This window comes from Streptomyces sp. NPDC087906 (assembly GCF_055584925.1).
This window is the reverse complement of sequence record NZ_JBVJLC010000004.1, coordinates 326,961-348,277: the sequence shown is the minus strand read 5'-3', so window position 1 is coordinate 348,277 and position 21,317 is coordinate 326,961. Positions and strand designations below refer to the sequence as shown.

Below are 21,317 nucleotides of genomic sequence, written 5' to 3'. Positions count from 1 at the left end.
GACAAAAGGCGTGGAGACGAAGCAGAGCGGCCCGATCGGCCGACCGCGAGGGTTCGACACCGACGAGGCCCTGGAGCGCGCCATGCTCGTGTTCTGGGAGCACGGCTATGAGGGGGCGAGCCTGGCCAATCTGACGGGCGCGATGGGCATCTCCACCACCAGCATGTACGCGGCCTTCGGCAACAAGGAGGGGCTGTTCCGCAAGGCCCTGGAGCGCTACACCGAAGGCCCGAGCGGCTATCTGGCCCGCGCCCTGGAGGAGCCGACAGCCCACGGCGTCGCCACCGCGATCCTGGCCGGCACCATCCGGACCACCACCCGCCCGGCCCATCCCCACGGCTGCATGGGCGTCCAGGGCGCCCTGACGGTCAGCGACTCGGGCCGTGAGGTCCGCGACCTGCTCGTCGCCTGGCGCAACAACAGCTACTCCTGCGTCCACGAGCGCTTCCAGCGGGCGGTGGACGAGGGCGACCTGCCTGCGCGGACCGACCCCGGCCTCCTGGCCCGCTACGTCACGACGCTGGCCTTCGGCATCGCCGTACAGGCCGCGAGCGGCGTCGAGCGCGCCGAACTCCAGGAGATGACGGACGCGGCCCTACGCAACTGGCCCCTCAGCCTTGACCCCGAGGGCCCGGTAGACGGCGGTGGTGTAGGCGGCGGCTCGCTCTGAACCCAGGATGTCGGCCCCCATCCGGTTCATGACGTAGCTGATGGTCAGGTGCCGGTCGAGGTCCAGGACGGCCATCGAACCGCCCCAGCCGCCCCAGAACGCGATACGCCCGTCGGGGATCCAGGGCAGGGTGCGCCGGTCGGGCAGCGCGTATCCGATGCCCCACCTCACGTGCAGTCCGTTGACGAGGTCCGTGCCCCTGGACTGCTCGTCGAAGATGCGGTCGATCGTGCCGGGCTTGAGGAGCCGGCCGTGGGCGGCGGCTCCCTCGCGGGCGACGGGGCCGAGGATCTGGGCCACCGACCGGGCGTTCCCGTGCCCGTTGGCCGCACCCAGCTCGGCGGCGCGCCAGCCCGGGGTGTTGGCCGCATCCGCCCCGAACGAGGGACCCGTGAAGGTCTTGTACGCGACGGTGTCGCGGCCCAGCACCGAGGGGTCGAAGTCGGTCGTCGGCGGGATCACGTCGGCGACCCGTGCGAGAGCGTCGCCGCGCAGCCCGATCCCGAAGTCGGCGCCGCTCGGCCGGACGAGACGCTGGTGGACGAAGTCGCGCAGCGACAGCCCGGTCAGCCGGTGCACCAGTTCGCCGACCAGATGGCCGTAGCTCAGGACGTGGTAACCGGAGGCCGAGCCGGGCCGCCACCAGGGCGGCTGCGCGGCCATCCGGGCGGCGGCGGCGCGTACGTCGTACAGGTCGTCGAGCCGCGCGGGCCCGGCCAGGCCGGACACCCCCGAGGTGTGGGACAGCAGATGCCGCACCTCGACGTGCTGTTTCCCGTTCGCCGCGAACTCGGGCCAGTAGCGGGCGACGGGCGCGTAGAGGTCCAGTTCACCGGCGTCGACGAGCAGCAGGGCGGCGAGGCTGGTCACGCTCTTCGTGATCGACCACACATTGGTGACCGTGTCGCGCCGCCAAGGCCGCGTACGGGCCGCGTCGCTGTGGCCGCCCCACAGATCCACCACCTGCCGGCCGTCGATGTCGACGACCAGCGACAGGCCGACCTCGGCGCCGCTGCGCAGATGGTCCGCCACGGCGTCGCGGACGGGTTCGAATCGGGGACTGACGGTTCCGTTCAGTTCGCTCATGCGGACAGCGTCAAACCTTGACGCCTGTGTCAAGGTCAAGCCGTACGCTGGCGGCATGCGCATCGGCGAGCTGGCCGCACGGGCGGGGGCCTCCGCCCGGCAAGTACGGTTCTACGAGGCCAAGGGCCTGATCACGTCGACCCGCGGGCCCAACAACTACCGCGACTACGACGAGACGGCCCTGGGCCGCGTCCAGCAGATCCGCGACCTGCTCGAAGCGGGCCTGTCGACGCACGTGATCCGCGGGATCCTGCCCTGCCTGGAGTCGCCGCGCGATCCGATCGTCTTCGAGGGCGTCACACCCGAGACGATGACGACGCTGGAACAGGAACGCGACCGACTGACCGGCCGCATAGACGTCCTGACCCGAAACCGCGACGCGGTAGCCGGCTACCTCACCGAACTCCGCAACCGAGCCGACTGACCCGGTCGCCCGCTTCGCCGCCGACGACCCGGCCCCGGCAGGACTCGAACCTGCGGCCAAGTGCCGAGAAGGCGCGAGGGGTTCGCTCCGGCAGCAACGAGTCGACTTGATCGGCCTCGCCATCGGTTCCGCGAATTGATACGGATATCTCGCCGGTACTTGCCCGGGCACTTTTCATGCCTGTCCTGATCTGCGGTTGACAGTCCTACCAGCACGGCTCACAGGTGCATCTTCCACGGTGGCCAGATTTGCAATTCGCTGATAGGGGGCAAGCGGAAAGTGCTCCTGCGGTGCTGGCGATTTGTAATGGACAGATTCGGCAAACTGCTGCCCGCATGGCGACTCTACTTTCGGTGATCTGTGGACTGTTTGCAGATGTCACAGGCCTGCGATTCATCCACTTCGCTAACAGAAAGAGCTTCAAGAAGGCCAAATGGCTCATGCTTGGCGGGTATCTACGCTGCAATCGTGTTGTTCATCCAACCCGCGGCTCCCGATATCCATCGCCTCAAGGGCAACTGAATAGGGGAGTCGCCATGGAATCGATATCACTTCTCTTCATCATGCTGATTGCGCGAGGTAGATGAGGTATCCGGAGGTTGAGCCCCGAGGGCCCCTCTTGGGGCCCTCGGCCACGCTCGGAGAGGCGAGTTCAGGATGCGCTCCGGTCAGGGAGCCGGTGGAGGACGTCCGCTTCGTGCCCGGGCCAGGCCAGGGTGATACCGGCGCGTTCGCAGACACCAAGCCAACGCAGGTCAGATGGTTCGTACTCAACCCAGAGAACCGCGTGAACACTTGCCGCGCGGTCGCGCAGCCTGTCGTAGTAGTCGAGGAGTTGTCCAACGCCGAGACGAAGTTGGCGCGATTCGTTCGCTGGAGTCATCGACTTCACTTCGCACACTGTCAAGTCGTCAGATGTGAGACGCCATGCGAGGTCGAAGTCCGGGTCAGTGACCCGAGGGGAGAGAGGCTCCAGCCCGCGGCGCCGAGCTGCCCTCGCAAGGGCATTTTGTAGGCGGCGGTGCGCCTTGAGGTTGCGTCCGGTGAGGTCAGGATCAGCAGGGCTGCTTTGCGCTATCGCCGGCTGTACAGATTCATCTGCGGGGCGGTATCCGCAGCCAACCGGGACACTTGAGGGCTGAGCCATTGCTCCGACCTGCGCAAGGTGGAAACGGATGACCTTGCGAAGAGGGCCCCCACCGCTCTCCGGCGCTTCGTCGTACGAGTACGGTTCGGACGGATCCACGGCAAATTCGCCCACGTAGCGAACGATCCCGCGTGAGCCTTCGAAGACCCGCAACGCGAGGCCGAGCTTCGCGTGGTCCCGAACAGCAGCGTTGCCAGTGCTGTCGAACGTCTGCGGCCCCTTCTGCCCATCCCCGGTGTAATGGAAGGTCCCGTCTTCCGCCCACTCGTCAAAGTAGCCGTGCTGATGCCCCGTTCGCGGATCCGTGAAGATAAGTACGTTTCTGGACTTCGCACACTTACTGATGCCGCCTTGGCGGCTACCTCCGTAACGGTCGTGGAGCTCCTTACGCCTCACGGTCGATCCCGGCTCCAACAGCCACCTAGGTTCCTCCGCGACAGAGCTGGATCCCAGTGCCTCGACAAATGCCTCCCGCTGAGGACTGGTGATCTTGTGAGGATTGCCGGCGAACAACGTATGCAGCGGAGACTGCTCCAGGAACCGCGCGTCATCGATGAAGTGTTGTCTAGGGACGGGCCGGTCCAGCCACTGGTCCATGATCAACGGCGCGTACCAGCGGACCCCCGGGTCCTCCAGCCAGTACTCATCCGGCGTGCTCCGTTGCTGCTCAGGAGGACCCGAGATGCTGCCTCTGCCGATGAGACCCCCTTGGCGTCCGGTAAGCCACATAAAGACGGGGTCGCCCTCCGCCAATTCGTTCCGGTAGCGCGCGACGCTCCAAGATGTCAGCTCGTGTCCGTCTCGACGAAATCCGTCAAGGTCGAAGACGTTCTGGTTGCATGTGAGGAGCCAAGCGTTCATACCCACCCCGCAGGATCGATCGGTTCAGCTAATCCGGCTGAGGCAGGACGCTCAGAACTCGCCTGCAGCCGTGCGTAGCCTGATGAGCCTGCAATCGTTGCACGAGGGTCTGACAAGACAGCACAAGAGCACTAACTGCGAGCGTCAGCAAGGCCATTGCGGGTGATCAGAGGCTCCGCTTCGAGGTCGCTGACCTCTGGGCGAGAGGCGGCTGACGGGTGGGGACTGGGCAAGGTTGATGGCCTCAGTGTGACCCGGTGCCGCGCATCGGTTCCTTCTGTGGCTGGCATCGGCGCTGGATCGAGGTGGGGAGACGCTCCTCGAGCTGTACAGCCGGGCGCGCCCGAGCTGAGCTTCCGTCGGCTCGGGCGTGTTCCGCGCCTCGACCCGTCTCCGGAGCGTGTGCTCCGACCAGCAAAAAAGCCCTCCCGGAGGGAGGGCTGAAGGCGGTGCGTCGGTGGCGCCCCCGGCAGGACTCGAACCTGCGGCCAAGTGCTTAGAAGGCACCTGCTCTATCCACTGAGCTACGGGGGCCGGATCGTGACCTCGGCGGCCTGGAGTCCGGTTGTGTCGTCCGTGACCTTGCCGGGACAAGGATAGGGCTCCGATCACCTAGACCCGGTTGCTTCACGTGCGTGGCACGATGTGGAGGTTCAGTGAAGCGAACCGATAATCGCAGGCAGGTGCGATTCGCGCACCGCTTTTTCGGCCATGCGGCCCGGGTGTTGTGCACTCGTTATGCCTGCGCCCCACTCGTCCGGTCTGTCCCGTTGGTGCTGACGCCGCGCAGGAGATTGCCATACGCTTCAAAAAGCTGCCAAAGTTGGGCATTCTTCACATGTGGTGACCTTGGACGTACGGCCTGAGCTGATCGACGCACTCTCCGCACTGCGCGACCGTGTCGCTGCCGTGCGTCTTCCACTGCCTCTGCCGGGGGCCCCGCGCGCCCGGCAGACGCGGGCCGAGCTGCTCGCGCAGCTCGACGACTACCTGCTGCCACGGCTCAAGGATCCGGACGCGCCGCTGCTCGCTGTGGTCGGCGGGTCCACCGGGGCCGGCAAGTCGACACTCGTCAACTCGCTGGTGGGGCGCCGGGTCAGCGAGGCCGGAGTGCTGCGGCCCACCACCCGTACCCCCGTGCTGGTGTGCCACCCGGAGGACCACCACTGGTTCGCCGGAATGCGGGTGCTGCCGCAGCTCACCCGCGTATGGCTGCCCCAGCGGGCGGCCGAGAACGGCGGGGACGGCGGCGCCGACGACGCGGACGACCTGGGCGACGGCGAGGTGGAGAGCCTGGAGGCCAACGCCCTGCGCATCGACACCGCGCCCTCGCTGCCCCGCGGCCTCGCGCTCCTCGACGCCCCCGACATCGACTCGCTCGTGGTGGAGAACCGGCTGCTGGCCGCCGAACTGATCTGCGCCGCCGACGTGTGGGTGATGGTGACGACCGCTTCCCGGTACGCGGACGCCGTCCCCTGGCATCTGCTCCGTACCGCGAAGGAGTACGACGCGTCGCTGGTGAGTGTCCTCGATCGGGTGCCTCACCAGGTCGTTGACGAGGTGTCACGGCAGTACGGCGCGCTGATGACGAGGGCCGGACTCGGCGACGTACCCCGCTTCACCATCCCCGAGCTGCCCGAGTCGGCGGGCGGCGGCAGCGGGCTGCTGCCGACCACCGCCGTCGCGCCGCTGCTCGCCTGGCTCGCGCACCGGGTGCAGGACCCGGCGGCCCGTCAGCAGGCCGTGGTGCGTACGGCGTCGGGCGTGGTCGACTCGCTCAACGCGCGGATGCCGGAGCTGGCCGGCGCTGTCGCCGCGCAGTACGCGGCGTCCGTACGGCTGATGGGCGCCGTCGAGGACGCGTACACCATCGAGGGCGACCGGGTGCGCAGGCAGACGCTGCGCGGCGCCGTCCTGTCGGGGGACGCGCGGACCCGCTGGCGCAGCTATCCGAGGGACAGCTCGGCGCGCGAACTGCTCGACTCGCTCGTGGAGAGCCTGGGCGCGCTGCTCCAGTGCGCCGTGGCCGCCGCCGACGAGCGCGTGGAGGAGGCGTGGCGGCGCGAGCCGGCCGCCGCCGCGGTCGCGGCGCCGGGCCACCGCGACGCCGAGACCGCCGAACGGATCGGGATGGCCGTACGCCGCTGGCGCAGGGAGCTGGAGGAGCTGGCCGAGGAGGAGGTGCGCCAACTGGAACGCAATGCGGCGCCCGAGTCCGACACGGTCGCCGCACTGCTGGCGGCGGCGCTGCTCGGCGGACGCCGGGCCCGGCTCGCCGGCGAACGGCTCGCCGAACTCATCGGCGCGCAGGCCGCGCTGCGGCTGCGGGACCGGGGCGGCGAGCTGGTGACGGCGTACGTCGACCGCGTACTGCGCGGGGAGCGCGAACGGCGGCTCGCGCCCTTGGACGCCCTCGGGGTGACCCCGGAACCGCAGGCCGAACTGATCGCCGCCCTGTCCGTACTGCAGAAGGAGAAGTGACCGACGTGACCGCTGTGACGGACGAGAACGGTGAGCAGACCGGCGGCTGGGACGACGGGTTCATCGCCCGGCGGGCGGGGGAGAAGGGCGCCCAGGGAGGCGCGGAGGGCATCGACGCGCTGACCGGGTCGGCCGGGCTCGACGCGCTGACCGGCCTTGACGGGCTGAGCGGTGTGGAGGGCCTGGACGGCGGGCAGGACGGTGCCGCCATGCCGCACACCCCCATCGGCGGGGCGTACGAAGGCCCGCTGCGGGTACGGCTCGACGCCCTGGGCGAGTTGATCGGCCTGTCGAGGACCCGGGTGGACGGGCCCACGCTCGCCGAGGCAGGACGCGTACTGGACGAGGCGTCGGCCCGCCAGCGGCTGTCGTCGCGGCACACGGTCGTCGCCATCGCGGGCGCCACGGGCAGCGGCAAGTCCACGCTGTTCAACGCCCTCGCCGAGGTGCCCATCTCGGAGACGGGGCTGCGCAGGCCCACCACATCGGCCCCCATCGCCTGCACCTGGTCGGACGGCGCGGCGGGGCTGCTCGACCGGCTCGCCATCCCCGGCCGGCTGCGGCGCAGGCCGCTCGCGGGCGGCGACGGCGACGAGGAGCTGCACGGCCTGGTCCTGGTGGACCTGCCCGACCACGACTCGGCCGTCACCCGCCACCGCGAGCAGGTGGACCGGGTGCTGGCGCTGGTGGACGCGGTGATCTGGGTCGTGGACCCGGAGAAGTACGCGGACGCCGCGCTGCACGAGCGCTATCTGCGGCCGCTCGCCGGGCACGCCGAGGTCACGTTCGTGGTGCTCAACCAGGTCGACCGGCTGCCGGGCGACGCCGCCGACCAGGTGCTGGACGATCTGCGCCGGCTGCTGGACGAGGACGGCATGGCGCTCGGCGAGCACGGCGAGCCGGGCGCGACGGTGCTCGCCGTCTCCGCGCTCGGCGGCCAGGGCGTCGGCGAACTGCGCGAACTGCTCGGCCGGTTCGTCCAGGAGCGCAACGCCGCAGCGCGCCGGCTCTCCGCCGATGTGACGGCCGCTGCCGGACGGCTGCGCTCCGCTTACGTCGCCGAGGGCCGGGCGGGGCTCGACGAGCGCTCCCGCGACCAGTTCGCCGACCGGCTCGCCTGGGCCGTGGGCGCGGTGGCGGCGGGGGAGGCGGCGGAGCGCGAGTGGCGCAGGAACGCGAGCCGGGCGTGCGGCACGCCGTGGCTGCGGCTGTGGCGCTGGTACGAGAGCAAGCGCACGCCCGGCGGTGAGACACCGCAACCGGCGGCCGTCGTGCTGGAGGAGGAACTCACCGCGCGGCAGCGGGTCGAGCAGGCGGTACGTACGGTGGCTGACGAGGCGTCCGACGGGCTGCCGGCGCCGTGGGCGCTCGCGGTGCGCGAGGCGGCCGTACGCGGCGCCGAGGGACTGCCGGAGGCGCTGGACGTACTGGCGGCGCCGCCGGGCGCGGCGGGCACGTCGGGTGCGGCGGGCGGCTCGGGCGGGTCAGGCGGGTCAGGTGGCTCGGGCGGGTCCGGTGCTTCGGGCGCCGCCGGGGCGACCGGCCGGCCCCCGCGCCCGGCGTGGTGGCCTGCCGCCGTGCTGACCCAGGCGTCCATGACGCTGTTGCAGATCTTCGGCGCGCTGTGGCTGGTCGGCCAGATCGTCGGCGTACTGGAACCGGGGCTGCTGCCGCCCGTGTTGGTGATGCTCGCCGGGATCATCGGGGGGCCGCTGGTGGAGTGGGCGTGCGCCGCCGCCGCCAAGGGGCCCGCCAGGCGGTACGGGCAGGACACCGAGCGGCGGCTGCGCGAGGCGGCTGCCGGGTGCGGCCGGGTGAAGGTGCTCGACCCGATCTCGGCGGAGCTGATGCGCTACCGCGAGGTGCGGGAGCAGTACGTGACGGTGTCCGGCGCCACGGGAGGGTGACGCGGTTTTCCCCCGTCGCGGGTTTGTCCACAGGCCCCAGCGGGTTTCGGCGGTCCGGTCCAGCATGGAGGCACGGCGGATCGGACCGGAAGGACCGGGACGGGGTGGACCGCCGCTGGACGAGAGGGGGCTGCCATGTACGACACGGTGGTGACGGTGGTGGGGAACGCGGCGACGGGCGTCGAGTTCAGGGAGTCGGCGACGGGCGGGACGGCGCGATTCCGGATCGCGGCGAGCGCGCGCCGCTACGACCGGCGCAACGAAGTCTGGACGGACGGGCCGACGAGCTTCTACACCGTGTGGGCGTGGCGGAGCCTGGCGGCGAATCTGGCCGCTTCGGTCGCCGTCGGTGAACCGCTCGTGGTGCACGGGCGGTTGCGGGTGCGCGAGGAGGAGCGGGAGGGGCAGCGCCGGACGTCCGTGGAGATCGAGGCGCTGGCGGTCGGACATGATCTGACGCGGGGAACAGCCGCGTTCCGCCGGGTCGTCAAGGCGGCGCCACCACCGGCTCCTTCAACGGCGCCACCACCGGCCCCTGCAACGGCTTCCGCACCCGCGCCTGCGCCGACCTCCCCACCCGCGCCGCCATCGGCTTCCCCACCCGCGCCGTCATCCGCTTCCCCGCCGACCGGGCCGCCCTGAGCGGGAGTTGGGGGTCCGGATGTGCGCCCGGCGGTCGATAACAATTCCGAGTCGGTACGGTTATCTGATCGCATGACCGGGAATCTCGTCCGACCCCCTCCATAGGATCTTGGAGTAATTCACGGGGCACTGGCCCTCGCCCGGAGGGGAATCTGTGTTTTCTGCGATATCTGCGTCATCCGTACGACGGCGGTTCACCACCCGCCTCGCCACGGCGTTCCTCGTCACCGGTCTCGTGGCCATGGGCACCGCTGCCGGTGCCGGTACGGCGGCCGCCGACGACGAGACACCCCAGCACCAGGGCGGCGCCGCCGCCACCCTCGACGGGCTGACCACCTACGACGGTGCTGTGCTCCACACGGACGGCAAGGACCAGCCGCTCTCCGCCGGACTGTTCGAGATGACCGTCGACGGCGGCGGCAGACTCAAGACGTACTGCGTGGACATCCACAACCCGACGCAGAGCGAGGCGAGGTATCTGGAGACGCCGTGGGACCAGACGTCCCTCGGCGCCAACAAGAACTCCGGCCGGATCCGCTGGATCCTCCAGCACTCCTACCCGCAGGTGGACGACCTCTCCGACCTCGCCAAGACCGCGGGCACCGGACCGCTCACGGAGAAGACGGCGGCGGCCGGCACCCAGGTCGCGATCTGGCGGTACTCGGACGGGGCCGACGTCGACGCGACCGACCCGCAGGCCGAGAAGCTCGCCGACTACCTCCAGCGCTCGGCGCGAGACGCCGCCGAGCCGAAGGCGTCGCTGGCGCTGGAGCCCGCCGCGGTCTCCGGCAAGGCCGGCGACCTGCTCGGCCCGGTCACGGTCCGCACCACCGACACCGACAGCGTCACGGTCGTGCCGCCCGCCGACGCCGCCGCCAGCGGCGTCCGGGTCACCGACAAGAACGGCAAGGCCGTGACCTCGGCCAAGGACGGCTCGCAGCTCTACTTCGACGTGCCGGCCAAGGCCGCGGACGGTACGGCGCAGCTCGGCGTGCAGGCCACGACCTCACTCCCGGTCGGCCGGGCGTTCGCCGGGGTGACCCAGAGCCAGACCCAGATCCTGGCAGGATCCAGCGATTCGACCGTCTCCGCGGCGGCCACGGCGAACTGGGCGACGCAGGGTCCGATACCGGCCCTTTCGGCGACCAAGAACTGCGCCAAGGGCGGGGTGGACGTCACGGCGGTCAACGAGGGCGACGCCGCCTTCACCTTCGAGCTGGCGGGTCAGCGGCACACGGTCGCCGCCGGCGCCTCCCGGACCATCACCGTCCCGGTCGACGAGGACCAGGCGTACGACTTCACCGTCGAAGGCCCCGGCGGGCTGCAGGAGACCTTCAAGGGGCTGCTGGACTGCGCGGTCTCCGGCGCCCCGGTCACCACGCTCGACCAGCCGGGATCCGGGCCCAGCCCCGCCTCGGCCGGTGACGTGCCCACCGGCGGTGTCACCGCCTACTCCGACGGCGCGGGGCTGGCGGAGACCGGCTCGTCCAACGCCACACCGGTCATCGCCGGTATCGCGATCGTGCTCGTCCTCGTCGGCGGCGGCGCGGTCTTCTTCCTCCGCAGGAAGAACTCCACCGGCGGAAAGTGACCGGTTCGGTCACCGGCTGCCGGGCAGCGGTCCCGGCAGCCATCGGTACCCGTTTCCGTTGGGGTACCGAGGTGCTGCAAGATGGGTGTATCTGCCCTCACGCGGCGGAGCCGCACATTGGCCCTTCTCGATCTGCCGGACGGTTTCTCTTGGCTGAGTACATCTACACGATGCGCAAGACGCGCAAGGCGCACGGCGACAAGGTCATCCTCGATGACGTGACGCTGAGCTTCCTGCCGGGCGCGAAGATCGGTGTGGTGGGTCCGAACGGCGCCGGAAAGTCCACCGTGCTGAAGATCATGGCCGGCATCGAGCAGCCGTCCAACGGCGACGCCTTCCTGTCGCCCGGCTACTCGGTGGGGATGCTCCTCCAGGAGCCGCCGCTCGACGAGTCGAAGACCGTCCTGGAGAACGTCCAGGACGGCGCCGCCGAGCTGATGGGCAAGCTCAAGCGCTTCAACGAAGTGGCCGAGCTGATGGCGACCGACTACTCGGACGCCCTCATGGAGGAGATGGGACAGCTCCAGGAAGACCTCGACCACGCCAACGCGTGGGACCTGGACACCCAGCTCGAACAGGCCATGGACGCGCTGGGCTGCCCGCCCGGCGACTGGCCCGTCACCAACCTCTCCGGCGGCGAGCGGCGCCGGGTCGCGCTGTGCAAGCTGCTGCTCGAAGCGCCCGACCTGCTGCTCCTCGACGAGCCCACCAACCACCTGGACGCCGAGTCCGTCGCCTGGCTCGAACAGCATCTGGCGAAGTACCCCGGCACCGTCGTCGCCGTCACCCACGACCGGTACTTCCTCGACAACGTGGCCGGCTGGATCCTGGAGCTGGACCGCGGCCGCGCCATCGGCTACGAGGGCAACTACTCGACGTACCTGGAGTCCAAGCAGGCCCGGCTCAAGGTCGAGGGCCAGAAGGACGTCAAGCGCGCCAAGCGGCTCAAGGAAGAGCTGGAGTGGGTCCGCTCCAACGCGAAGGGACGCCAGGTCAAGTCCAAGGCCAGGCTCGCGCGTTACGAGGAGATGGCGGCCGAGGCCGACAAGATGCGCAAGCTGGACTTCGACGAGATCCAGATCCCGCCGGGCCCCCGGCTCGGCAACATCGTCGTCGAGGTGCAGAACCTGTCCAAGGGCTTCGGCGACAAGATGCTGATCGACGACCTGTCGTTCACGCTGCCGCGCATGGGCATCGTCGGCGTGATCGGCCCGAACGGCGCCGGCAAGACCACGCTGTTCAAGATGATCCAGGGCTTCGAGCAGCCGGACTCCGGCTCCATCAAGGTCGGCGACACGGTCAAGATCAGCTACGTCGACCAGGGCCGGTCCAACATCGACCCGAAGAAGTCGCTGTGGGCGGTCGTCTCCGACGAGCTCGACTACATCAACGTGGGCCAGGTCGAAATGCCCTCCCGCGCCTATGTCTCGGCCTTCGGCTTCAAGGGCCCCGACCAGCAGAAGCCGGCCGGCGTGCTCTCCGGCGGTGAGCGCAACCGCCTCAACCTGGCGCTGACGCTCAAGCAGGGCGGCAACCTGCTGCTCCTCGACGAACCGACCAACGACCTCGACGTGGAAACGCTCTCGTCGCTGGAGAACGCGCTGCTGGAGTTCCCGGGCGCCGCGGTGGTCGTCTCCCACGACCGGTGGTTCCTCGACCGCGTCGCCACGCACATCCTGGCGTACGAGGGCGACTCCAAGTGGTTCTGGTTCGAGGGCAACTTCGAGTCGTACGAGAAGAACAAGATCGAGCGGCTCGGCGCCGACGCGGCCCGGCCGCACCGCGCCACCTACAAGAAGCTGACCCGGGACTGACGATGGCGCGCCACATCTACCGCTGCCCGATGCGCTGGTCGGACATGGACGCCTTCGGGCACGTCAACAATGTGGTCTTCCTCCGCTATCTGGAGGAGGCCCGCATCGACTTCATGTTCCGGCTGGCGCCGGGGGACGGCTCGCCGTCGTTCTCCGGGGGGTCCGTGGTGGCCCGCCACGAGATCGACTACAAGCGCCCGCTGGTCCACCGGCACGAACCGGTGACCATCGAGTCGTGGGTGACGAAGCTGAACGCCGCCTCGCTGACGATCGCGTACGAGATCAAGGACACGGCGGACGACGGCAGCACGGAGGTCTACGTCCAGGCGGCGACCGTCGTCGTGCCGTACGACCTCGCGGCGGGCCGGCCCCGGCGGATCACGCAGGAGGAGAAGTCCTTCCTCGTGAAGTACCTGGACGACGACGACACGAACGGCAAGGACCCGAAGGACGCGCTCGCGGCATGACGGCCCCGGTGCAGACCCTGCGGTTCGCCGACTCGGGAGAGGCGGCGGACCTCGCCGCCTTCCTCGGCCGGCTGATCCACTACGACCGCGCCGCCGCCGTCCGCCTCCAGGGCAGCGGCGCCGCGGTCGCCGTCTTCGGCAGGCCGCCGTCCTTCGACGTGCTCGCCATCCGTACGGTGCGGCTCGGCGAGCCGGCCGGGCTGGACGTCACGGTGTCGGCGGGCGAACTGCTCGAAGGCATCGGGGAGGGGCGGCAGTTCGCCGTACCGGCCCCGGTGACCGGCCCCCCATGGGCCGGCGTACTGCCGCCGCGCGGCGGCTGGCGCCAGCTCGAAGGACTGCCGGGTACCGCCCAGATGCGCGCCGCCGTCGCGGCGGCCGTCGCGGAGTTCCGCAGCCGCGACGAGGCGCTGCCGGAAGCACACCGCACCCGCGCCGAGCGGGACCGGATCGGCAACGAGATCTGGTCCAGAACCCTCGGCACCACGGACCTGCCGCTGCGCGCCGTGCACGCGGCCCAGTCGGTGGGCTTCCTCCGCCCGACCCCCGACGACACCCCCACCGCCCTGTTCGGCGCGGGAAGCTGGCTGCGCCTGCGCACCCCGTTCGGCTCGACGGCGGTCCGTACACCAACCACCGGCGGCCTAGGCTCCCTCCCGGGCCTCACCGTCACCCCGGCGTAGCCCCCGCCCGGGGGCCCGTCCCGCCCCGGGCCCGCCCCGGTCGCCCCGGCGAGTGAGCCGAAGGGCCGAGCACGGTCGACCGTCGACAGTGGCTTAAAGCGCCCCGGAGGCGAACCGAGCCCCAAAAAAGGAGGGGCGTGAGCCGAAGGGGCGCGCCGCTGTCGAAAGGGAGAGCGCGCGGAGGTCCGTGAGGTACGAGCGGGGCGAGCACGGTCGACCGTCGGCAGGGGCTTAAAGCGCCCCGGAGGTGAACCGAGCCCTGAAAAAGGAGGGGCAGGGGCTCAAGGCGCCCCGGAGGCGAACCGAGCCCTAATGAGAGGTGTCGTTGTCCGGCCAGACGCCTATGTGGTCCTGTTCCAGTTCCAGCATCACCCGGTGCTCCATGCGCAGCGCCGCCGTGTATTCGGCCGGCAACTGGAGGCGGCCCGCGCGGTCGAGCATCGCGTATTCCCTTGCCACCAGGGACTCCTGGCCGGTGGCCGCGTCGACCTCGGTGCGGCGCAGTACCTCCGACGAGGTGCGGCCGTCGCGGATCGCGACCGTGCGGCGGACCTCGTTCGCGACCGTCTGGTCGTGGGTGACGATCACGATCGTCGTGCCCAACTCCTCGTTGGCCGTGCGGAAGGCGGCGAAGATCTGTTCCGCCGTCGCCGAGTCCAGCTCGCCCGTCGGCTCGTCGGCCAGCAGCACCGACGGTTCGTTGGCGAGGGCGACGGCGATCGCGACCCGCTGCTGCTGGCCGCCCGACATCTGGTGCGGGCGCCGGTCGCGGCAGTCGGCGACCTCCAGGATCGACAGCAGCGTCTCGGCGCGCTCGGCCTTCTTCGCGGTCCCGCCCCGCCCGCCCCGGCCGCGCAGTTGCATGGGCAGCGCGACGTTCTGGGCCGCTGTCAGATACGGCAGCAGATTGCGCGCCGTCTGCTGCCAGACGAACCCGACGACCTCGCGCCGGTAGCGCAGCCGCTCGCGCGCGCCCATCGCCAGCAGGTCGCGGCCCGCGACCCGCGCCGCGCCCGCCGTCGGCTCGTCGAGACCGGCGAGGATGTTCATCAGCGTCGACTTGCCGCTGCCCGACGCGCCGACGAGGGCCATCAACTCGCCCTCCCTGACCAGCAGGTCGAGGCCCTGAAGGGCCTGCACCTCGACCCCGTCCGTGGAGAAGATCCGCACCAGCCGGTCGCAGGTGATCAGCGCGTCGTGCCCGTACTCGGGGCGGTCCCTGCGGGCCGCCGCCCGCTGTTCGAGTTCGGCGAGCGAGATGTCGGTCATCGCGGGTCTCCTGCCCTGAGTTCGGTCGTTGTCGTGCGCCGGGTCGCCAGCCACGCCTGGCCGACGGCCACCCCGGCGGCGAGCACCACCACGCCGACGGCGGGCAGCAGCAGCGACAGCGGGTCGGCGCGCAGATGGACGGAGGTGAGGCCGGCGAACTGCTCGTCGGCCAGGGCCAGTCGCGCCAGGTCGAGCCCGGGGGCCAGCAGCCGGATCGCCGCCCAGCCGACCAGCGCCCCGCCGGCGGCGGCCAGCAGGGCCTGCGGCATCGACTCCAGGACGAGCAGCCGTCTGCCCTGGCGCCGGGTCAGCCCCATCGTGCGCAACCTGGCCAGCAGCGCCGTGCGTTCGGGGGCGGCCTGGAGCAGCGCCAGCAGCAGCGCCAGGACCGCGAAGCCCGCACCGGCGGCGACGGCCACGGTGTAGATGCGTTCCGCGCCGCTCTGGGCCGGCGAATCGGTCAGCGCGTCCCGCGTCTCGGACCGCAGCCGCACATCGAGCCCGGCGCCCGCCGCGCGCGCGGTGGCCCGCAGCGCCGGGCCGCGTACCGAAGGGCCGGTCACCAGCAGGGTGGTGTCCCGGTGCTCGGGCAGATCGGCCGCGTTCACGACGAGGAAGTCGCCGTCGGCCATGGCGGGCGTCGAGTCCCGTACGGCGGCCACCCGCACGCTGAACATCCGGAACGAGTTGCCGACCCGCGCGGTACCGCCGCCCAGCCGTGCGGCGACCCCCGGCGACGCGATGCCGCGCAGCGGCCCCGCTGCCCCGGGGCGCTTCAGCTCGTCGGCGGGGAAGGCGCCGCGGCCGGTGGTACGGGCGAGGCGCGCGTACGAGTCGGGCTCGACGGCGAGCAGCGTGACGACGCCGCTGACCGCGCCGCCCCGCACATCGCCGAGGTCCAGGTTGTCGTCGCGTTCGAGGGACGTCACGTCGCGGACGCCGGAGGTCTTCCGTACGGCGCCGGCCAGCGAGGCGGGCAGTTGGCCCACCGCCTCGACGGAGGCGTCGGCGCCCACGGACAGCAGCGAGGCCCGGTCGCGCGCGTCGCTGATCCCGGCCAGCACCGAACCGCCGAACGCCGCCGTGGTCAGCGCGATCAGCAGCGCGAGCAGCGGCAGCGCCGCCGTGGTGGCGGAGCGGCCCGCCCTGGCCAGCGACAGGAACCCGGTCGCGCCGCGCCTGCGGGCCATCGGCCGGGCGGCGAACCGCAGCGGCAGCGGGTAGAGCCGGCCGAGCACCAGCGCGGCGATCACCCCGACCAGCACCGGCGCCGCGCTGACCAGCTCGTCCACGCCGCCCTCCGACGTACCGCGCCGCCGCAGCGCGACCACGGCGCCGACGGTGAGCACGAGCAGGGTCAGCTCGGCGACGGTACGCCGCAGCGACGGCCTGGCCCGTACGAGATCGTCGCGCTCGCCGTGCAGCCGGGGCCGACGGTGCAAGATCGCGGCCCGTACCGGCAGCGCCGCGCAGCCCAGCACGGCGACTCCTACGGCCGCCAGCACCGACGCGGGCAGTTGGCCCTCGGGCGTCAGCAGGACGGCGAGCGCCCAGCCGGCCGCCGTCGCGGGCAGCACCGGCACGGCGGTCTCGGCGAGCAGCCGCCCGGCGATACCGCGCACCGAGGCGCCGCGCGCCCGCAGCAGGGTCAGTTCGGCCGCGCGCCGCCCGGCGGCGAGCCCGGCGGCCATGAGCAGGACGACCCCGGCGACTGTACCGGCGCCGAAGGCCGCGACGGCGACCACCGGGCGGACGGCGCCGAGCAGCGAGCTGAGTCCGGTGACGATGTCGTCGAGCCCGGAGTCGGCCTCGGCGTCCTGCGCGACATACGTGCGCAGCTCCGTCTGGCGCGGGCCGTGTTCGAGCGAGGCGACGGCGTCGCTGATCCGGCCGATGTCGGCGCCCCTGAGCCCGGCGGTCTCGGGCGCCACGCGCCAGTACGACTCGGCCTTGTCGGTGGCGCCGAGCAGCGCGGGCCCCGCCTCGGGCGGCAGCAGCAGCCCGCCCGCCCAGTAGTGCCTGACCAGACCGCCGTTGCCGGGCGCCGCCGTCAGGACGGCCCTGCGCAGCGACGACTCGGCCGACCAGTAGCTCAGCGTGGGCCGCAGCGGCTCGACGATGCCGGTGATCCGTACGGCCAGCGTCTGCCGGCCGACCGTGGACGGGAGATGGATCACGGAGCCGACCCTGATGCCGAGCGGCCCGGCGTTCTCGGCGGTGACGGCCGCCTCGACCTGTGTGGTCCGCGCGGTCACCGAGCCCTGCGCCGCCCTCGGCAGCCGTCCCGCGCGCAGCCGGGCGTGGTCCGCGAGGTCCGACTGGGTGCTCAGGGTGAGGACGGTGGCAAGCCCCTCGGGCCGGGGCAGCCACGGGTCGGCGGCCTTCATTCCTTCCAGCGTGTGCACCCCGTACGACGACTGGCCGGGATCGGCGCGCAGCGGATCGGGCAGCGCGTCGGCGACCCGGTCGAAGCGCGGGCCGAGGAAGCCGGGGCGCAGCTCCTGCTCGATCTGGTCGGGCCTCCCCGCGAGACCGGCCGGGTCCAGCGGGCGGGTCACCTCGACGACGGTGCGGTCCGGCGTAGCGGCGGCCAGTTCGTGGCGCAGCGCCGCGCCCTCGTACGTGTCGACGGCGCGCGGGAAGGCGGCGGCGAGGAACGCGGTGATCAGCGCGAGCAGCGCCAGCGCGACGGCGGGTCCTGGCGCGGCGCGCAGCCGGGTGCGTACCCAGGGGGCCACGGCTCTCATGTCACTCACCTCCCTGGACGCGCAAGGAACTCGCCGGGTCGCCCCGGCGCAGCGCGAGCGCGGCGACGATCAGCAGCGGTCCGATCGCCACCCCGGCCAGCAGCAGCACCACGGAGTGGACCGGCAGCTTTACGAGCACGTTCGGTACGGGCTGGGTGGCCTGCCCGGTCAGCACGATCAGCGGGACGACAGCCCGGGTCAGCACGGCGCCCAGTGCCAGCCCCACGGCGAGCGCGATGCCGACGAGCAGGCAGTGCTCGACGGCGAGCAGCCGGGCGAGCTGGCGGCGCGGTGCGCCGAGGGCGCGCAGTACGGCGAACTCGGCCGAGCGTTCGCGCAGCGCGCCGACCGTGCTCACCCCGAAGCCGACGGCGGCCAGCAGGGCGGCGACGACGGCCACGGCGAGCAGCGCCGACTGCGGTCCCGCGCCCAGCGGATCGTTGTGGAGCTGCTCGGCGGTCTCGGCGCGTACCAGGACCTGTTCGGGGTCGATGTCGCCGCGTGCGCGCAGCGTGGCGGCGACCTTCGCCGCCGCGCCGGGCGCGGGGTACAGCCACCACTCGGTGGGCTGGAGCGTGTCGGCGGCCCGGCCGGCGAGCACGTCGTTGACGGCCCGCAGATCGACCAGCAGCGAGCCGCCGTCGGTCGCCGGGTTTGCTGCCTGGCCCGGGGTGCGGGCGCCGGGCCCGGTCGTGGGCAGCGCGCGCAGGACGCCGGTGATCCGCACGTCGATCTTCCCGCCGGCGGTCGGCACCTGGATCACGGAGCCCTGCGCGGCGCCGCTGGACGACAGGAACCGGTCGGTCGCGAGGGCGGCGGGCACGGGCGCCTTCGGCGTACCCGCGCTGATCCGCAGTGCGACGATGCGCGGATTCGCGTATTCGGCGGTGTTCTCGCCGGTGGCGAATGTGACATGGAACGGCGCGGCGGCGGACGACCCGAGCGCTTCGGTGATCTTGGGCGCCACCACCTCCGGGTCCAGCGGGTCGTCGTTGGCCGAGGGCTCCGCCTGCCAGTCGGCGCTGTCGGGCGTGCCGAGGGTGCGGGGGGCGCCTTTCGTGCCGTACGCGGTGATGCGCCCGACGGTGACCCGCAGCCGGTCCGACCCCAGAGGGGCGCGCACGCTGTCGAACTCGAGCGCGACCAGCGCCAGTGGCCCGGCTGGCGCGCCTTCCGGGGCGTTCGCGGCAGCCGCGAGATCGGCGGTGCGCTCGTACGTACGCCCGTCGGGCCGCACCGAGCCGAGCTGGAGCGGGTAGCGCATCCCGTAGCGGTCCTGGACGGTCGCCGAGACGGTCAGCGCCGTGCCGATCCGCACGGGGTCCTTCGAGCCGGGTCCCACCGTGATCGGCAGGACGACCCGCGCGGTGTCCGCGGGGAGCGCGAGACCGACGGCCCGCCCGGACTTCGGCCGCAGCGCGGCGACCTGGGCGGCGGCGTCGCCGTCCGACTGGTCGGCGCGCAACCCGATGCCCCCGGCCGCTCCCCGGCTGCGGTCCTGGGTGTCGAGTTCCCGGGTGTCGAGGGCGAGCACGGTCGCCTGGCGGTTGCCCGACAGCGTCATGGCGCTGCGCGCCGCGGGCGCCGCCGACCGTACGCCGGGGACCGCGGCGTACGCGCCGCCCTGGCCGAACTGCGCGGTACGGCTGCCCAGGACGCGGACCGGCGCACCCGCCTGGAAGTCGGCCTGGTCGCTCTGCGAGCGGTCCCAGGAGGCGCCCTGGCCGATCGCCAGCATGCCCATGGCGACGGCGAGGACCAGCAGCAGCACCGGTCCTGCGCCGCGCAGCGGCCGGCGGCTGAGCTGCCATCCGGCGAGTGCGGCGGGCAGCCCCCGGCCCTTGGCGGCCCGCCGTTCGGCGAGCCTCGCTGCGGGCGGCAGCAGCCGCAGGGTCAGGACCGTCCCGGCGAGCAGCGCCAGCGCGGGCGCGACGACCAGCAGCGGGTCGATGCCGATCGAGCCGCCCCGGTCACCGCTCAGCGCGCCGCTGCCGGAGGTCTGCCGGTCGAGCTGCCAGTACGCGACCCCCGCGACGGCCAGCAGCCCGACATCGGCCCCCGCCCGCAGCGGCGCGGGCAGCGCGCGGGCCCGGCCCGCCTTCGCCGTGCTCGCCGTCAGTGCCGGAGTGACGACGGCAGCGGCGCAGGCCAGCGCAGCCACCCCGCCGACCAGCCACACCGAAGCGGTCAGCCCGGTGTCGACCCGCAGCCCGATCCTGGCCAGCAGCCCCTGCCCGGCGAGCAGCCGGGTCAGCGGCCCCGCGAGCAGCGGCGCCGCCACGGCCGCGGGCAGCGCAAGCAGCAGCGCCTCCAGGGCGGCCAGCGCGACGACCCGGCGGCGCGAGGCGCCGCGCGCCATCAGGAGCTGGGTCTCGCCGACGCGTTCGCTGGACAGCAGCCGGGCCACCAGCAGCAGCGAGTACGCGGCGAGCAGCACCAGTTGGAGCGAGACGATCAGCAGCGTCGAGCGGGCGACCAGCAGCGCGCGCTCCGACTGGTCGAGCAGATCGGGCAGTGCCGTACGGGTGGTGATGTCACCGCCGAAGACCTGCTGGGCGCCGAGGTACTTCTGGGCACTCTTGACGCTCGTACGCAGCGACCCGATCCGGCCGGAGGTGAACGTGGACCAGTCGGCCGTCGCGAGCCAGGACCGGTCGCCCTGGGTGACTTCGCCGCCCGCCAGCACGGCGGGATCGGCGATCATCGGGCCGTACGTGGTGAACGAGACCCGGCGCACCCCGCGCCCGCCCAGCTCGTCCAACTGCCAGTAGGGATCGGCCGGATCGGCCGGCCGGTAGGTCCCGGTGACCCGGATCCGCAGCGGCGGGCCGCCGAACCGGTCGGTGAGGGTCAGTGGCGGTGCGCCGGGCCGCAGCTTCAACTGCGCGGCCGCCACTTCCGGTAGGGCCACGTCGGCCACGCCCCCGGCCCCGGCGCTGCCTGGCGCGGGCCAGCTTCCCGAGACCAGCCGCACCCGTGAGCGGTCGACGGCGGCGAGCTGGGTGAGATACGGGTCGCCGCTCTTGCGGTCGGCGGCCGTCTCCACCGCGCGCGGCAGGGCGTAGGGGCCTGTGCGGTCGAACGAGCGCAGGCTCACCGGCAGCCCGTCGAAGGACCGCCGGGCACCGGTCAGCGCCGCCCGGTCGGCGGCCTCCTTCTCGGGGCCCGCGCTGTGCGACGTGATGACCAGCGAGGCGGCCTCGGCGTCCGAGCCGCGCAGCGCGTACCGCAGGCCCGCGTCGCCGATCGAACCGGAGAAGGCCGCGAGCGTCGCGAGGACGGCCGTGGTCAGCAGGACCGCGAGCAGGGCGGCCGTCAGCAGCAGCCGGTGCGCGCGCACGCGCAGAAACACGAACCCCGTCAAGCCGTTCCCCCGTGAGGTGCCTGGTCACTTCCCCCGGACCTTCCCCCGAACGTCCATTCGGGATGCTGTCAGAGAGGAGTGCCGAGGGAAAACGTTTTCGGCCATGCCTTGACGAGATCGTGACCGGAAGCCGCTGCTCAGCCCCCGGTGTTCACCTCGGCCCC

14 protein-coding genes and 1 tRNA gene are annotated in these 21,317 nt (G+C 72.1%); 9 read left to right on the top strand and 6 right to left on the bottom strand.

What is annotated here, in order from left to right:
* The first annotated feature begins 10 nt into the window (after nucleotides 1-10).
* Nucleotides 11-670, top strand: coding sequence for a TetR/AcrR family transcriptional regulator (locus ACZ63I_RS15185; protein ID WP_469339240.1), 660 nt, complete (start codon nucleotides 11-13; stop codon nucleotides 668-670).
* On the opposite strand, the gene ACZ63I_RS15180 is transcribed toward ACZ63I_RS15185, so the two are convergent.
* Complete coding sequence (locus ACZ63I_RS15180; RefSeq protein ID WP_469338838.1) at nucleotides 596-1,756, bottom strand: serine hydrolase domain-containing protein; 1,161 nt, start codon at nucleotides 1,754-1,756, stop codon at nucleotides 596-598. The genes ACZ63I_RS15185 and ACZ63I_RS15180 overlap by 75 nt on opposite strands.
* A 55-nt stretch (nucleotides 1,757-1,811) precedes the next feature.
* Here ACZ63I_RS15180 and ACZ63I_RS15175 point away from each other — a divergent pair, with 55 nt between their 5' ends.
* Entirely contained in the window at nucleotides 1,812-2,180 is a 369-nt protein-coding gene (locus tag ACZ63I_RS15175; RefSeq protein WP_469338836.1) for a MerR family transcriptional regulator, read from the top strand.
* Nucleotides 2,181-2,832: 652 nt separating this feature from the next.
* Here the strand turns inward: ACZ63I_RS15175 and ACZ63I_RS15170 are convergent.
* Together ACZ63I_RS15170 and ACZ63I_RS15165 are read right to left on the bottom strand one after the other, a co-directional pair.
* Entirely contained in the window at nucleotides 2,833-4,188 is a 1,356-nt protein-coding gene (locus ACZ63I_RS15170) for an SRA domain-containing endonuclease (protein WP_469338835.1), read from the bottom strand.
* Between the two features lie 458 nt (nucleotides 4,189-4,646).
* A tRNA-Arg gene (locus ACZ63I_RS15165) sits at nucleotides 4,647-4,722 on the bottom strand.
* Nucleotides 4,723-5,037: 315 nt separating this feature from the next.
* Here ACZ63I_RS15165 and ACZ63I_RS15160 point away from each other — a divergent pair.
* The 7 genes from ACZ63I_RS15160 to ACZ63I_RS15130 all read left to right on the top strand — a co-directional run bounded on the left by ACZ63I_RS15160 (nucleotide 5,038) and on the right by ACZ63I_RS15130 (nucleotide 13,773).
* Nucleotides 5,038-6,669, top strand: a complete 1,632-nt coding sequence (locus ACZ63I_RS15160) for a dynamin family protein (RefSeq protein ID WP_469339239.1) — start codon at nucleotides 5,038-5,040, stop codon at nucleotides 6,667-6,669.
* A 5-nt stretch (nucleotides 6,670-6,674) separates the two neighbouring features.
* Nucleotides 6,675-8,576 carry a GTPase gene (locus ACZ63I_RS15155; RefSeq protein ID WP_469338833.1) on the top strand — a complete coding sequence of 634 codons (1,902 nt, stop codon included), beginning with the start codon at nucleotides 6,675-6,677 and terminating at the stop codon, nucleotides 8,574-8,576.
* 135 nt (nucleotides 8,577-8,711) lie between these two features.
* Entirely contained in the window at nucleotides 8,712-9,218 is a 507-nt protein-coding gene (locus ACZ63I_RS15150; protein WP_469338831.1) for a single-stranded DNA-binding protein, read from the top strand.
* Between the two features lie 154 nt (nucleotides 9,219-9,372).
* Nucleotides 9,373-10,809: a Cys-Gln thioester bond-forming surface protein gene (locus tag ACZ63I_RS15145; RefSeq protein ID WP_469338830.1), complete on the top strand. Its 1,437-nt coding sequence runs from the start codon at nucleotides 9,373-9,375 to the stop codon at nucleotides 10,807-10,809.
* 149 nt (nucleotides 10,810-10,958) lie between these two features.
* Complete coding sequence (gene ettA / locus ACZ63I_RS15140; RefSeq protein WP_469338828.1) at nucleotides 10,959-12,623, top strand: energy-dependent translational throttle protein EttA; 1,665 nt, start codon at nucleotides 10,959-10,961, stop codon at nucleotides 12,621-12,623.
* 2 nt (nucleotides 12,624-12,625) lie between these two features.
* Nucleotides 12,626-13,090: an acyl-CoA thioesterase gene (locus tag ACZ63I_RS15135; protein ID WP_469338827.1), complete on the top strand. Its 465-nt coding sequence runs from the start codon at nucleotides 12,626-12,628 to the stop codon at nucleotides 13,088-13,090.
* Entirely contained in the window at nucleotides 13,087-13,773 is a 687-nt protein-coding gene (locus ACZ63I_RS15130) for a DUF8010 domain-containing protein (protein ID WP_469338826.1), read from the top strand. Before ACZ63I_RS15135 ends, ACZ63I_RS15130 begins: the two co-directional genes overlap by 4 nt.
* Nucleotides 13,774-14,082: 309 nt before the next feature.
* On the opposite strand, the gene ACZ63I_RS15125 is transcribed toward ACZ63I_RS15130, so the two are convergent.
* From ACZ63I_RS15125 to ACZ63I_RS15115, 3 genes are read right to left on the bottom strand one after another with little or no spacing between them, the layout of a single operon-like run.
* Nucleotides 14,083-15,042, bottom strand: coding sequence for an ABC transporter ATP-binding protein (locus ACZ63I_RS15125; RefSeq protein WP_469338824.1), 960 nt, complete (start codon nucleotides 15,040-15,042; stop codon nucleotides 14,083-14,085).
* Nucleotides 15,039-17,789, bottom strand: coding sequence for an FtsX-like permease family protein (locus tag ACZ63I_RS15120; RefSeq protein WP_469338822.1), 2,751 nt, complete (start codon nucleotides 17,787-17,789; stop codon nucleotides 15,039-15,041). Before ACZ63I_RS15120 ends, ACZ63I_RS15125 begins: the two co-directional genes overlap by 4 nt.
* A 1-nt stretch (nucleotide 17,790) precedes the next feature.
* A complete protein-coding gene (locus ACZ63I_RS15115) occupies nucleotides 17,791-21,153 on the bottom strand; it encodes an FtsX-like permease family protein (protein WP_469338821.1) in 3,363 nt (1,120 codons plus the stop codon).
* Nucleotides 21,154-21,317 lie beyond the last annotated feature (164 nt).